The organism is Ramlibacter henchirensis (assembly GCF_004682015.1).
Taxonomy (GTDB): domain Bacteria; phylum Pseudomonadota; class Gammaproteobacteria; order Burkholderiales; family Burkholderiaceae_C; genus Ramlibacter; species Ramlibacter henchirensis.
The window spans coordinates 271,190-283,813 of sequence record NZ_SMLM01000001.1; the positions used below are offsets into that span (position 1 = coordinate 271,190).

Annotated in this window: 14 protein-coding genes; 4 read left to right on the top strand and 10 right to left on the bottom strand. The window is 68.7% G+C overall.

What is annotated here, in order from left to right:
- The first annotated feature begins 9 nt into the window (after positions 1-9).
- The 4 genes from yaaA to queF are packed head-to-tail and all read left to right on the top strand — an operon-like array spanning position 10 to position 3,410.
- Positions 10-786, top strand: coding sequence for a peroxide stress protein YaaA (yaaA, locus tag EZ313_RS01355; RefSeq protein WP_135261431.1), 777 nt, complete (start codon positions 10-12; stop codon positions 784-786).
- Complete coding sequence (locus EZ313_RS01360; RefSeq protein WP_135261432.1) at positions 783-1,643, top strand: 2OG-Fe(II) oxygenase; 861 nt, start codon at positions 783-785, stop codon at positions 1,641-1,643. Before yaaA ends, EZ313_RS01360 begins: the two co-directional genes overlap by 4 nt.
- A gap of 28 nt (positions 1,644-1,671) precedes the next feature.
- Positions 1,672-2,559: an alpha/beta fold hydrolase gene (locus EZ313_RS01365; RefSeq protein ID WP_135261433.1), complete on the top strand. Its 888-nt coding sequence runs from the start codon at positions 1,672-1,674 to the stop codon at positions 2,557-2,559.
- Positions 2,559-3,410 carry an NADPH-dependent 7-cyano-7-deazaguanine reductase QueF gene (queF, locus tag EZ313_RS01370; RefSeq protein ID WP_135261434.1) on the top strand — a complete coding sequence of 284 codons (852 nt, stop codon included), beginning with the start codon at positions 2,559-2,561 and terminating at the stop codon, positions 3,408-3,410. Before EZ313_RS01365 ends, queF begins: the two co-directional genes overlap by 1 nt.
- Positions 3,411-3,413: 3 nt before the next feature.
- Here queF and EZ313_RS01375 read toward each other — a convergent pair whose 3' ends face one another.
- The 10 genes from EZ313_RS01375 to EZ313_RS01420 all read right to left on the bottom strand — a co-directional run bounded on the left by EZ313_RS01375 (position 3,414) and on the right by EZ313_RS01420 (position 12,618).
- On the bottom strand, positions 3,414-3,677 hold the full coding sequence (locus EZ313_RS01375) for a hypothetical protein (RefSeq protein WP_135261435.1): 264 nt from the start codon (positions 3,675-3,677) through the stop codon (positions 3,414-3,416).
- Between the two features lie 71 nt (positions 3,678-3,748).
- Positions 3,749-4,891, bottom strand: a complete 1,143-nt coding sequence (locus tag EZ313_RS01380) for a hypothetical protein (protein WP_135261436.1) — start codon at positions 4,889-4,891, stop codon at positions 3,749-3,751.
- A 116-nt stretch (positions 4,892-5,007) separates the two neighbouring features.
- Complete coding sequence (gene dinB, locus EZ313_RS01385; RefSeq protein ID WP_135263520.1) at positions 5,008-6,198, bottom strand: DNA polymerase IV; 1,191 nt, start codon at positions 6,196-6,198, stop codon at positions 5,008-5,010.
- Positions 6,199-6,282: 84 nt separating this feature from the next.
- A complete protein-coding gene (locus EZ313_RS01390; RefSeq protein ID WP_135261437.1) occupies positions 6,283-7,104 on the bottom strand; it encodes a 2-keto-4-pentenoate hydratase in 822 nt (273 codons plus the stop codon).
- Positions 7,105-7,106: 2 nt separating this feature from the next.
- Complete coding sequence (locus EZ313_RS01395; protein WP_135261438.1) at positions 7,107-8,282, bottom strand: alpha-hydroxy acid oxidase; 1,176 nt, start codon at positions 8,280-8,282, stop codon at positions 7,107-7,109.
- A 173-nt stretch (positions 8,283-8,455) separates the two neighbouring features.
- Positions 8,456-9,358: a sugar phosphate isomerase/epimerase family protein gene (locus EZ313_RS01400; protein WP_135261439.1), complete on the bottom strand. Its 903-nt coding sequence runs from the start codon at positions 9,356-9,358 to the stop codon at positions 8,456-8,458.
- Positions 9,355-10,266 (bottom strand): 4-hydroxyphenylpyruvate dioxygenase, encoded by a 912-nt coding sequence (locus EZ313_RS01405; protein WP_135261440.1) that lies wholly within the window; start codon positions 10,264-10,266, stop codon positions 9,355-9,357. Before EZ313_RS01405 ends, EZ313_RS01400 begins: the two co-directional genes overlap by 4 nt.
- An 11-nt stretch (positions 10,267-10,277) precedes the next feature.
- Positions 10,278-11,138, bottom strand: coding sequence for a shikimate dehydrogenase family protein (locus tag EZ313_RS01410; protein ID WP_240788494.1), 861 nt, complete (start codon positions 11,136-11,138; stop codon positions 10,278-10,280).
- Positions 11,135-11,611 (bottom strand): type II 3-dehydroquinate dehydratase, encoded by a 477-nt coding sequence (gene aroQ / locus EZ313_RS01415; RefSeq protein ID WP_135261441.1) that lies wholly within the window; start codon positions 11,609-11,611, stop codon positions 11,135-11,137. The genes EZ313_RS01410 and aroQ overlap by 4 nt, the downstream gene beginning before the upstream one ends.
- Before the next feature lie 8 nt (positions 11,612-11,619).
- Positions 11,620-12,618 carry a TRAP transporter substrate-binding protein gene (locus EZ313_RS01420; RefSeq protein WP_135261442.1) on the bottom strand — a complete coding sequence of 333 codons (999 nt, stop codon included), beginning with the start codon at positions 12,616-12,618 and terminating at the stop codon, positions 11,620-11,622.
- Between the last annotated feature and the right edge of the window lie 6 nt (positions 12,619-12,624).

Here is a 12,624-nt window from a genome sequence, read left to right on the forward strand (position 1 = left end):
GGCACCGTCATGCTCTTCCTGCTCTCGCCGGCCAAGACGCTCGATTACGAGACCCCGGTCGGCGACCTGCCGCACACGCTGCCGCAGTTCCTGCGCCAGTCGTCCCGCCTCATCGACGTGCTGCGCCGCCAGTCGCCGCGGCAGATCGGCGAAATGATGGACATCAGCCCGGCTCTTGCCGAGCTGAACGTGGCCCGCTATCGCGCCTGGTCGGATCGCTTCGACGAGCGCAACTCGCGCCAGGCCGTGCTGGCCTTCAACGGCGACGTCTACGACGGGCTCGCGGCCCGCACGCTCTCGCGAGCCGACCTCGACTGGGCCCAGCGCCACCTGCGCATCCTCAGCGGGCTCTACGGCGTTCTGCGCCCGCTGGACCTGATGCAGCCGTACCGCCTGGAAATGGGCACCGCGCTGCCCGTGGGCGCGGCACGCAACCTGTACCAGTTCTGGGGCGAGGACATCGCCGAGCACCTCAACCGTGAACTGGCGGCCGACGCGACCCCGGTCATCGTGAACCTGGCCTCGCAGGAGTACTTTCGCTCCGTCGACCTCGACCGGCTCAAGGCCCGCGTCATCGAATGCGTGTTCGAGGACTGGAAGGGCGGCGGCTACAAGGTCATCAGCTTCTTCGCCAAGAAGGCCCGCGGCCTCATGGCGCGCTACGCCATCCAGCAGCGCGTGCGCACCCCGCGGCGGCTGGAGGGTTTCGACTTCGAGGGTTACCGCTTCGACGCGCAGGCGTCGCAGCCCGACCGGCTGGTGTTCCGGAGGAAAATGCAGCCATGACGACCAAGACGCAACAGCAGATCACGCCCGAGCTGCGCCGCTGGATCGTGGAGCAGGCGCAGGCGGGCCACAGCGCCGAATCCGTGCTGCAGTCGATGCTCGCGTCCGGCTGGCAGGAGGAAGTCGCCATCGAGGCGATGGAAACCTCGCTGCGAAGCCACCTGGAGGCCAAGGCGGTGGCCGAAGGCCTGCCGCCGTCGGTGCCGGTGCCCGACCCGAGGCTGGACGACTCGCCGCTGTACGTCGATGGCGGCGACCGGCGCGTGCACATCCTGCAGAACATGTACAACCCGCGCGTCGTGGTGTTCGGCAACCTGCTCTCCGACCAGGAGTGCGACGAGCTGATCGCGCTGGCCAAGCCGCGCCTGGCCCGCTCGCTCACCGTGGCCACCAAGACCGGCGGCGAGGAGATCAACGACGACCGCACCAGCAGCGGCATGTTCTTCCAGCGAGGCGAGAACGACATCGTCCGCCGCATCGAGGCGCGCATCGCCAGGCTGGTGAACTGGCCCGAGGAGAACGGCGAGGGCCTGCAGGTGCTGCACTACCGCCCCGGCGCCGAATACAAGCCGCACTACGACTACTTCGATCCCAAGGAACCGGGCACGCCCACCATCCTCAAGCGCGGCGGGCAGCGCGTGGCCACGCTCGTGATGTACCTCGGCGAACCGGAAAAGGGTGGCGGCACCACCTTCCCCGACGTGCACCTGGAAGTCTTCCCCAAGCGCGGTCACGGCGTGTTCTTCAGCTACGAGCGGCCGCACCCGTCCACCCGCACGCTGCACGGCGGCGCGCCGGTGCTGGCGGGCGAGAAATGGATCGCCACCAAGTGGCTGCGGGAACGGCGCTTCGAGTGAGGCTCGCGCAAGTGCAGGGATCGCCCGCATGAGGGTGCAGGCCAACGGCATCCCGATCGAGGTCGAGGACACGGGCGAGGCCGGCCGGCCCGCCGTGGTGCTCGTCATGGGCCTGGGCATGCAGCTCGTGGCCTGGCCCGCCGCCTTCGTGGCGGGGCTGCAGGAAGCGGGTTATCGCGTCGTGCGCTTCGACAACCGTGACTCGGGGCTCTCGCGCCACTTCCACCACCTGGGCGTGCCCAACCTCATGCTGGCTTCGATGCGGCACCGCATGGGCTTGAGCGTGCAGGCGCCGTACACGCTCGAGGACATGGCGCACGACACGCTGGGCGTGCTCGACGCGCTCGGCATCGAGGCCGCGCACCTGGTCGGCGTCAGCATGGGCGGCATGATCGCGCAGCGCGTTGCGCTGGCCGCGCCGCAGCGCGTGCTGTCGCTCACCAGCATCATGAGTTCCAGCGGCGCGCGCTACCTGCCCGGTCCCAAGCCGCACGTCCTGCGCATCCTCATGAGCCGCGTTCCCGGCCGCGGCGAGGAAGCGATCGTGGAGCACTCGATGAAATTCCTGCGGGTGATCGCCAGCCCGGCGTTCCCGAGCGACGAGGAGGCCACGCGCGAACGCGTGCGCCTGGCGACCCGCCGCGCCTTCAATCCCACCGGCACGATGCGCCAGATGACGGCCGTCGCGGCCGACAACCGCCGGGCCGACGAACTGCCGCGCATCAAGGCGCCGACGCTGGTGGTGCACGGCCAGGACGACCCGCTCGTGCCTTTCGCCTGCGGCCACGACACGGCCCGGCGCATCCGCGGCGCGCGGCTGGTGGGCATCCCCGGCATGGGGCATGACCTGCCGCCCGGCGTGGTCGATCGCCTGCTGCATTCCATCGTGCCGCACCTGCGGCAGACTGCCGCCTGATGCAAGACAACACCCCGGGCGGGTCGCTGCTGGGCAAGCCCGCCGCCTACCGCGACCAGTACGCGCCCGAGTTGCTCTACCCGATTCCGCGCCTGGACAAGCGCCAGGAACTGGGCATCGACGGCCAGCCTCCGTTCTTCGGCGCCGACCTGTGGACGGCCTACGAATTGAGCTGGCTCACGCCGCGCGGCAAGCCGGTCGTCGCCATCGCGCACGTCACCGTACCCTGCGAGACGCCCAACATCGTCGAGAGCAAGTCGTTCAAGCTCTACCTCAACAGCTTCTCCAACACGCGCTTCGGTTCGGCCGGCGAAGTGCTCGCGCGGCTGCGCGGCGATCTCTCGGAGGCGGTGTGGCGCAACAGCGGCTCGTCCGGCTCGGTGGGCGTGCGCCTGCTCGCGCCCGACGTGTTCGACCAGGAACAGGTGCATGAGCTCGACGGCTTCAACCTGGACCGCCTCGACATCGAGTGCACCCACTACGAACCCGAGCCCTCGCTGCTGACCGCCGCATTCGACGAGCAGCCGGTCGAGGAAGTGCTGGTCAGCAACCTCCTCAAGAGCAACTGCCTGGTGACGGGCCAGCCCGACTGGGGCGCGGTGCAGATCCGCTACTCGGGGCCGCAGATCGACCAGGGCGGCTTGCTGCGCTACCTGGTGAGCTTTCGCAACCACAACGAATTCCACGAGCAGTGCGTGGAGCGCATCTTCATGGACATCCGCCGGCGCTGCCGGCCGGCCAAGCTGGCCGTCTATGCGCGCTACACGCGCCGCGGCGGGCTGGACATCAATCCCTTCCGCACCAGCCATCCGCTGGCGCTGCCCGCCAACATCCGCACGGCGCGCCAGTGAGCGCTAGCGCTGCTGCAGCCAGTCGCAGCGCAGCCTGCGTTTTCGGTGCAGGCGCGATCGCCAGGTCACATAAAGCTGAGGCGCGGCCATCCCCGCCAGGCACAGCGGCAGGGCCCACAGCGCGTCCAGGAGAAAAGCCGGCAGCCAGCCGATCCAGCCCATCAGCCACGCCGTGAGCACGGCGTCCCACAGGTGGTACTCCAGCGGCTGCGTGCGGCGGTGATCGACTTGCCAGCGCTTGATGCGCTGCATTTCGGCGAGTTGCATGGCGGCCTCTCGCGTTGATCGGCCAAGTCAATCTAGGCCCCACGAGGGCCCCGGTCAAGGAAAGCGCTCCGTCAGCCCTGGCGCTGGAACAGCGTCAGGCGCTGTTCGGCCGTGGTCTGCGCACCGTGCTTCGCGCTCAGCTGCACTTCGAAGCGCGTGCCGGGCGCATAGCGCTGCGGCCCGAAGTTCAGGCTGAAGTTGCCGTTCGCGTCGGCCTGCACGGTCTGCTCGGTGACCTGCTGCGCGACGGCCGCGCGCCCCGGGGCTGTTGGCGGCACGGCATTGACCTTGACCCGCACGTTCGCCCCCGGCGCCGTGCGGCCCTGCAGGACGAACTGGTTCGAATCGATGGCGCTGTTGGGTCCCGGGTTGGTGACCTGCAGCGTCAACGGACCGCTAGCGGGCATTCCCATCGGGGCGGCCGCGGGCCCCACTCCCCGAGCGGGCGCCTGGGCGGACATCGCCGATGGCTGCCCCATGGAAGCCCTCACCGACTTGTCCCCAGCGCGCAGCGTGGCGACGATGGGGCCGGGCCGCACGGTGTCGGTCCTGCGAACGGTGTAGTTCGCGACGTAGCGTCCCGGCTGCTCCTCCTGCATGACCAGCGGCTTGGGCAATCCCGGCACTTCGACCGAAACGTTCGCGCGCGGCGTTCCGTCGAGCGCGAACTTCAGTTCGGCGCCCGGCTCGATCCGATCCAGAGGCGCGAGCACGAACCGCTCGATCTTCGGCCCCGCGGCCCCCGCGGGAGCCCCACCCGGACCCGCAGCCTGCGCCGAGGCCTGCGGCGTGTTCGCATGCAGCAGCGCGAACGAGGACGGAAAGCTGAAGTTGGAGCTCGCGGTGTGGCCATTGCGCGTGAGGTTCGCGCGGATCAGCGCCTTGGGCTGAAGGCCGCGGTCGCTCTTGCGCACCACGTGGCTGCCGGTATAGAGGCCGGGCTCGCGTTCCGTGAGCGGCAGCGAGACCGTGCTGCCGGTCACCTGCACGCGCGCCGTCGACTTGGGCGTCCCGCGCACGGTGAATTCCAGCGTCGAACCGGGCGAAAGGCCGGCATCGGCATTGACTTCCAGGCCTTCGATCACCGGTGCTGCGGCCTGGCGTGTCTGCGCCTGGGCGGGCGGGACAAACGCAGCGCCGATCGGCACGAGCGTGGCGGAGAAGGCGAGGAGCAGGGTGGCCGGCAGGCGGCTGGGGGGCGTTGCGTACTTCATGGCATCGCGCTCTTGAGCATGGGAGCTTCAAGCTAGGGCGCGGCCGGAGGCCGGCCTGTAGGCCCTGCTCGGCGATTGCGGTAGGAGAGCTTTGAGGCGCGACTGCGCCCAGGTCTTCAGGGCTGCCCGAAGAGGTCCGGGATCGGCTCTGCCGCGAGCGCCACGGTGGGCGCCGGCGCCGGAGCCGCATTGGCTTCATCTTCACGGGCGAGCTTGCCCACGCGCACGCCCAGCAGTCGCAGCGGCTGCTTCAGCGGCACGCGCTTGAGGCACTGGCCGGCCACCTTGCGGATCGTCCTCGGATCGGCCGTGAACTGCTCGATGGTCTGGTCGCGCGTGGCGATGCGGAAGTCGTCGTAGCGCAGCTTGATGCCGATGGTCTTGCCCACGTAGCCCTTGCGCTGCAGGTCGTCCGCGACACGCTCGCAGAGGTCGGTGAAGATGGCGCCCAGCTCGGCTCGGTCGCGCACCGCATGCAGGTCGCGCTCGAACGTCGTCTCGCGGCTCATGGACACGGGCTCGCTCTCGGTGACCACGGGCCGATCGTCGCGACCCCACGCGGCGTCGTGCATCCAGGCGCCGGTGGCGCGGCCGAAATTGCCAATGAGCCAGTCCACGTCCTGGGCGGCGATGTCGCCGATGGTGCGCAGGTGCAGGCGGTGCAGCTTGGCTTCCGCCTTGGGACCGATGCCGTTGATCTTGCGCACGGGCAGCGGCCAGATGCGCGTCTGGACGTCGTCCTCGAAGATCACCGAGATGCCGTTGGGCTTGTTGAATTCGCTCGCCATCTTGGCGATCAGCTTGTTGGGCGCCACGCCGATCGAGCAGGTCAGGCCGGTGGCCTCGAAGATCGACTTCTGGATCAGGCGCGCCAGCACGCGGCCTCCTTCACGCTGGCCGCCCGGCACCTCGGTGAAGTCGATGTAGACCTCGTCGACGCCCCGGTCCTCCACCAGCGGCGCGATCTCGCGGATGACGGACTTGAAGGTGCGCGAGTAGCGGCGCACCTCGTCGAAGTCCACCGGCAGCACGATGGCCTGCGGGCACAGGCGCGCCGCCTTCATCATCCCCATCGCCGAACCCACGCCGAACTGGCGCGCGGGATAGGTCGCCGTGGTGATCACCCCGCGGCCGACGTAGTCCTTCAGCAGCGGAAAGGCCTCCGGCGGGATCTCCGACAGCGGCCGGTCGGCGAAGCGGTCGCGCAGCATCTCGTCGACCTTGCGGCGGCCGCCACCGATCACGACCGGCAGTCCCTTGAGCTGCGGATACCGAAGCAGCTCCACGGACGCGAAGAAGGCGTCCATGTCCAGGTGGGCGATGCGGCGCAGCAGGGGCACGCCCCGATTTTCCTTCAGGCGCGGCGCCGCCTTCCGGCGGCGGTGCGACGTTCAGGTGTCGAATTCGAGTTCGAGTGGCGCCAGCGGTACACCGCCCGGCTCGGCCCGCCAGCGCTGGCCCGCCTGCACGGGATACGCCGCCGTCACGGTGCCCGTCGTGACCACCTCGCCGGGCTGCAACGCGACGTCCGGGCCTTGCTGCGCCAGCAACGCGACCAGGTGCGACAGCGCGGCGAGCGGGCTGCCCAGAACGTTGCTGCCGCGCCCCACTTCCAGCTGCACGCCGTCCCGGCGCAGCACCACCGTCAGGCCGGCCAGCGACGCCGCAGGATCGTCGCCGAGTGCAGACAAGGGCTGCGGCTCGCCGAGCACCAGCCGCCCGTGCAGGCCACCGTCGGCGATGGTGTCGGCCGCCTGGAACTTCCAGCCGGGGAAGTGCGACTGCACGACCTCGAACGCCGGCGCGACCCACTCGATGCACGCGAGCAGCTGCTGCACATCCGCGCCGGCGGGCGGCGACGAGTGCAGGCGAAACGCGATCTCCGGCTCGATCTTCGGCTCCGCCAGTCCCGCAGGGCTGACGCGGGCCGGCGCGCCGCCACTCGACAGCAGCGTGTGTTCGTAGACCCAGCCCCAGATCGGCTGGTGCACGTCGTACTCGGGCCAGATGTTGGCGTTGGTGAAGCCGATCTTGCGGCCGCGCGGTACCGCCCCTGCCGCCAATCGCGCCTGGTGCAGACGCGCGGCCACCGCGTAACCGTCCTCGATGCCGAAACCCGCTTGCCGCGACGTGATCGGCGCGAGCTGGCGCGCCTGGTCGTGGGCCGCGCGGATCTCGTCCGCGAGGGCATCGAGCCGGTGCGAGTCGTCCATGCTCAGTGCCCGGCCGGCGTGCCGGTGGGATAGCTCCCGGGCAGCAGGATGCTCTTGTCGACCGTGTTGATGTCCGTGCGGCCGCAGAACGCCATCGAGAGGTCCAGCTCCTTGTGGATGATCTCCAGCGCACGGGTGACGCCCGCTTCGCCCATCGCGCCCAGCCCGTACAGCATGGCCCGGCCGATGTAGGTGCCTTTGGCGCCGAGCGCCACCGCCTTGAGCACGTGCTGGCCGGAGCGGATGCCGCCGTCCATGTGCACCTCGATGCGATTGCCCACTGCCTGTGCGATCTCGGGCAGCGCGGAGATGGAGGAAGGCGCGCCATCGAGCTGGCGGCCGCCGTGATTGGACACGATCAGCGCATCCGCGCCCGAGTCGACCCCCAGCCGCGCGTCCTCGATGTCCTGGATGCCCTTGAGGATCAGCTTGCCGCCCCAGCGCTTCCTGATCCATTCGACGTCGGCCCAGGACAGGCGCGGGTCGAACTGCTTGGCCGTCCATTCCGACAGCGAGCCCATGTTCTCCACGCCCTTGACGTGGCCGACGATGTTGCCGAACTGCCGCCGCTGCGTGCCCAGCATGCCCATGCACCAGCGCGGCTTGGTCGCCATGTTGATCAGGTTGGGCAGGGTGAGTTTCGGCGGCGCCGACAGGCCGTTCTTCAGGTCCTTGTGGCGCTGTCCGATGATCTGCAGGTCCAGCGTGAGGACCAGCGCGGAGCAGTTGGCGGCCTTGGCGCGGTCGATCAGCCGCTCGATGAAGTCGCGGTCGCGCATCACGTACAGCTGGAACCAGAACGGATGGTTGTCGGTGCCGCGGGCGACGTCCTCGATGGAGCAGATGCTCATGGTCGACAGCGTGAACGGGATGCCGAACTTCTTGGCCGCGCGCGCCGCCAGGATCTCGCCATCGGCATGCTGCATGCCGGTGAGGCCTGTTGGAGCGATCGCGACCGGCATGGCAACCGGCTGGCCGATCATGGTGGTGCGCGTGCTTCGGCCTTCAATGTTCACCGCCACGCGCTGGCGCAACAGGATGCGGTTGAAGTCGTCCTCGTTGGCGCGGTAGGTGCTCTCGGTCCAGGAGCCGGAGTCCGCGTAGTCGTAGAACATGCGGGGCACGCGCCGGCGCGCCAGCACGCGCAGGTCTTCGATGTTGGTGATCACGGGGGGCATGTTCTTCGCTCCTGCCTGTCTCTTCCGCAAATCAGCCGATCCTAGTCTCTTGCCGGTTTGTGCTGCTTAAGTGATACGCCGGGAAGCAGGCAGATGGGAGGAGAAGCGGACGGGGTTGCCGAGGCGCGAACGGATGAGCTGACCCTCTGCGGGCGCAACACTTTTCAACGGGGCTACGCCCGCAGGCGCAGCTGGTTGGGCAACGGCAAGGAACGCCGCAGCACGTCCTCGGCCAGCCACAAGGCCGACTTGCGTGCGCGGCCGGCGACGAACGGCAGGGGCATCTGCACGTAGTCGTCGTTGAAGACCTCGAAGCTGTAATCGCCGCGGTAGCCGAGCGCATCGAGCTGCAGGACCATCTCGACGATCTGTGCGTTGTGCACGCCTTCGCCGGGGAAGACCCGGTACGTCCGCGCCGTCGCCATGCGCTCTTCGAACGTGCGCGTTTCCTGCCACATGAAGTCGGACAGCTGCACCAGGAAGATCTTCGCCGGATCCAGCTCCTTCAGGGCCTGCAGGTCCGTCTTGGCGGCCAGGATATGGAAGGAGTCCAGCCCGACGCCGAGGTTCGGGCAGTCCGCGCGGCACACGACGTCCCAGGCGGTGGTGAACTCGTTGACCGTGCGGCCCCAGGACAGCCCTTCGTAAGCGATTCGGATGCCGTGCGGCAGCGCCAGCATCGCCAGCTTGCGCAGGTCGCGCGCGATCTCGTCCAGGTCCTGGCTGGCATGCGCCGAGGTCGAGGAGCAGGCCAGCAGCACCTTGCAGCCCAGGGCCGCGCACATCTCGAGCATCGCCTTGGCGATGTCGACCTTGTACTGGTGCAGGTGCCCCGAGAGCCCCTCGAAGTCGCGCAGCACCTGGAAGCCGGTGCCGCGCAGGCCACTGGACCGCACCGCGTTCACTGCTGCTTTCCAGCCGCCGGGATGTCCCACCAGGTCGTTGGCCTTGAGCATGACCTGGCTGAAGCCGGCCTCCGCCATCGCCTCCAGCTTGGCTTCGAGCGGCCCGGCCAGGCTGATCGTGTCCATGCCGAACGCGCGCAGGACCTCGTGGATGCTGCGCAGGTGGTTCATGGCTGCGTGTGCACGAGCTCGAAGGCCACGCTGCCCAGGTAGGTCTTGCTGATGGCGCCGCGCCTCTCGGTGTGGGCGGCCGAACTCTCTACGAACTCCACGCCTCGCTCGCGCAGGCTGCGCACGGCTTCGAGCACGTCGGTCACGCCCACGCCGATGCGCTGCAGGCGCTCCGACGTGTCGAACGAGTCCTCGGGCGGTTCGACCAGCTGCAGCATGAAGCGGTTGGCCGGGTCCAGCGCGGGAAGGCGCAGCAGCTTGCCCGCCGGCATGATGCCGAAGCGCTGCTCGTCGGGGATCAGCTCGGCGCCGAACAGCGTCGTGTAGAACTCGATCCAGTCGTAGGTTCGTCCGGCGCCGATGTACTGCACGATGCCGAAGAAATGCATGCCGTGGATCGAAGGCGGGCGCGGGTCGGCCGCGGGCACCGGCAGGAAGTCCACGTCGTAGATCGAGAACTCCTTGTAGCGGTCCACGAAGTAGATGCGGGTTCCGCCCACGCCGTGGATCGCCGGGATGTTCAGCTCCATGGCTTCCGGGTGCGTGGGCACTTCCCATCCGCCGCGATCGAGCACCAGCCGGTAGGCCGCGCGCGCATCGCGAACTCGCACCGACACTGCGGCGATGGTGGGCGTCTCGGCCAGGGCGAGATCGCTCTCGGGCGAAGGCGGATGCGCGTTGACGACGATGTTCATCGGCCCCTGCCGGTAGAGCAGCACCTCGCGCGAGCGGTGCCGCGCGACCGGGCGGAAGCCCATGCACTCCAGCACCTGTCCGAGCGCCTGCGGCCGCGAAGTCGCGTATTCGATGAACTCGATGCCATCCAGGCCGATCGGATTGGCCTCGTCGCTGAACGCATCGAGCATCGGCTCGCGCGCGTGCTCGGGATGGACCAGGAGGTCGCTCATGCGCCTTCTCCTCAGTACTGCAGACGCGCCACCGAACGCAGGTGCTCGGCCGTGGTGCCGGGCAGGCCGAAGAACTCCAGGTAGGCCGGGATCATCTCGAACAGCATGTCCGCGCCGACCTGCACCGCGCATCCGCGCTGCCGCGCCGCGGCCAGCAGCGGCGTCAGTTCCGACTTCATCACGACCTCGCCGACGAAGGCGTCGGGGTCGAGCCGGTTCACGTCCAGCGGGAGCGGATCGCCCGGGTTCATGCCAAGCGGCGTGGCGTTCACCACCAGGCTGAAGCCCGCCGGGTCCGTGCTGCCGGGCACGACCGACGTGGCGGGGTAGGTCATCTTCAATCGCTGCGCCAGCGATTCGGCGGAGCGCTCCTGCGTGTCGTGCAGCGCCAGCTCGCCCACGCCGGCCTGCGCCAGCGAGGCCGCGATGGCCGAGCCCACGCCGCCGCAGCCGATCACCAGCGCGCGCGCACCTTGAACGCGGAAACCCTTGCGGCTCAGGCCGCGCACGAAGCCTTCGCCGTCGAACATGTCGCCGACCAGGCGGCCATCGCCATCGCGGCGCACCGCATTGCACGATCCGGCGACCTTCACCGCGGGCGAGACCTTGTCCATCAGTCCGACGACGCTGACCTTGTGCGGCATGGTGACGAGCGCGCCGCGCACGTTCTCCGCCGTGAACAGGCTTTTGAGCAGCGCGGCGAAGTTCTCCGGCTTGCAACCCATCGGAACGACCACGGCATTGATCCCGGCGCTCTCGAAGTACGGGTTGTAGATCATCGGCGCCTTGAAGGCGTGCGTGGGCCAGCCCAGGTGGGCGATGACCTCGGTTCGGCCGTCGATGAGCATGGGGGCCGGAAGCCGCGCGGTCATCCGGGGAACGCCTTGTCGGGATGGCCCGCGCGGCGCGCCAGGGCCTCGATGGCGACGGCATAACCATCCACGCCGAAGCCCATGACGATCCCCGCCGCCACGGGCGAGACCCACGACTGGTGCCGGAACGGCTCGCGCGCGTGGATGTTCGAGATGTGGCACTCGATCACCGGCAGGCCCGCGACACCCTTGATCGCGTCGTGCAGCGCGACCGAGGTGTGCGTCAGCGCGCCTGGGTTGAACACGCAGCCGACAACCTCGCCCTCCTGGTGGAGCCGGCCGTACTCGTGGATCTTGTCGATCAGCGCGCCTTCCCAGTTGCTCTGGAAGAAGTCGACGGCGTAGCCGAGCCGCTGAGCCGTGTCGCGGCACAGGGCCTCCACGTCGGCGAGCGTGCGGGTGCCGTACTGCGACGGCTCCCGCGTGCCCAGGAGGTTCAGGTTGGGCCCGTTGAGGACCAGGATCTTCTTCATGCGGCCCTTCACTTGCGGATCTTGTCCAGCTCGGCCATCACGGCGCTGACGGTGTTCTCGCCCACCGACCCCGAGTGCTTGGCGATCACCGGCTTCATCTTCTCGCGCAGCTTGGCGATCTCCGCCGGCGCCAGCTCGGTGACCTGCATGCCGTTCTTCTTCAGGTTCTCCAGGATGCCCGCGGCCTGCGAACGCGACTGCTCGCGCTGGTAACGGGCCGACTCGGTGGCGGCGTCCTGCAGGACCTTCTTCTCGTCCCCCGAGAGGCCGTCCCAGAACTTCTTGCTGACGACGACCGACTGCGGGTTGTACTGGTGGTTGGTGAGCGCAAGATGCTTCTGCACTTCGTACAGCTTGGCGCCCTGGATCGTGGCCACCGGGTTCTCCTGGCCGTCGACCGCCTTCTGCTCCAGCGCGGCGTACAGCTCGGGGAAGGGCAGGGGCGTGGGATTGGCGCCGAGCGCGCTGACCCAGTCGACGTTGATCGGGTTGGGGATCACGCGCAGCTTCAGGCCGGCGATGTCTTCCACCTTCTGGATCGGACGGCGGCTGTTGGTGATGTTGCGAAAGCCCAGCTCGTAGTAGCCCAGGCCGACCAGGCCCTTCTCTTCCAGCTTGGCGTGCAGCGAGCGGCCGAATGGCCCGTCCACCACCGCATCGGCCTCCTTCGCGTTGCCGAACAGGAACGGGAAGTCGTAGATCGCGAACTCCTTGACCACGCTGGCGAAGATGCCGGAGTTCATCGAAGCCATCTCCAGCGTGCCGCCCTGCAGCGCCGACACGTTGGCCTGGTCGCTTCCGAGCGCGCCGCCGGGGAACACGTTCACCTTGAGCTTGCCTCCCGACTTGGACTCGACCAGCTCGGCGAACTTCTCCATGCCCATCACGATGGGATGGCCCTTGGCGTTCTGGTTGGCGAACTTGATGGTCTTGGTCTGCGCCACGGCGGCGCCGGTGGCCGCGAGGGCCGCGACCGCGAGGACGGTCTTGAGCAGTTGTCTTCTCATGGAGGT

Bases quoted from the DNA above. Each gene is read 5' to 3' on its own strand.
- yaaA (WP_135261431.1), top strand. From the start codon at position 10: ATGCTCTTCCTGCTCTCGCCGGCCAAGACGCTCGATTACGAGACCCCG.
- EZ313_RS01360 (WP_135261432.1), top strand. From the start codon at position 783: ATGACGACCAAGACGCAACAGCAGATCACGCCCGAGCTGCGCCGCTGG.
- EZ313_RS01365 (WP_135261433.1), top strand. From the start codon at position 1,672: ATGAGGGTGCAGGCCAACGGCATCCCGATCGAGGTCGAGGACACGGGC.
- queF (WP_135261434.1), top strand. From the start codon at position 2,559: ATGCAAGACAACACCCCGGGCGGGTCGCTGCTGGGCAAGCCCGCCGCC.
- EZ313_RS01375 (WP_135261435.1), bottom strand. From the start codon at position 3,677: ATGCAACTCGCCGAAATGCAGCGCATCAAGCGCTGGCAAGTCGATCAC.
- EZ313_RS01380 (WP_135261436.1), bottom strand. From the start codon at position 4,891: ATGAAGTACGCAACGCCCCCCAGCCGCCTGCCGGCCACCCTGCTCCTC.
- dinB (WP_135263520.1), bottom strand. From the start codon at position 6,198: ATGGACGCCTTCTTCGCGTCCGTGGAGCTGCTTCGGTATCCGCAGCTC.
- EZ313_RS01390 (WP_135261437.1), bottom strand. From the start codon at position 7,104: ATGGACGACTCGCACCGGCTCGATGCCCTCGCGGACGAGATCCGCGCG.
- EZ313_RS01395 (WP_135261438.1), bottom strand. From the start codon at position 8,282: ATGCCCCCCGTGATCACCAACATCGAAGACCTGCGCGTGCTGGCGCGC.
- EZ313_RS01400 (WP_135261439.1), bottom strand. From the start codon at position 9,358: ATGAACCACCTGCGCAGCATCCACGAGGTCCTGCGCGCGTTCGGCATG.
- EZ313_RS01405 (WP_135261440.1), bottom strand. From the start codon at position 10,266: ATGAGCGACCTCCTGGTCCATCCCGAGCACGCGCGCGAGCCGATGCTC.
- EZ313_RS01410 (WP_240788494.1), bottom strand. From the start codon at position 11,138: ATGACCGCGCGGCTTCCGGCCCCCATGCTCATCGACGGCCGAACCGAG.
- aroQ (WP_135261441.1), bottom strand. From the start codon at position 11,611: ATGAAGAAGATCCTGGTCCTCAACGGGCCCAACCTGAACCTCCTGGGC.
- EZ313_RS01420 (WP_135261442.1), bottom strand. From the start codon at position 12,618: ATGAGAAGACAACTGCTCAAGACCGTCCTCGCGGTCGCGGCCCTCGCG.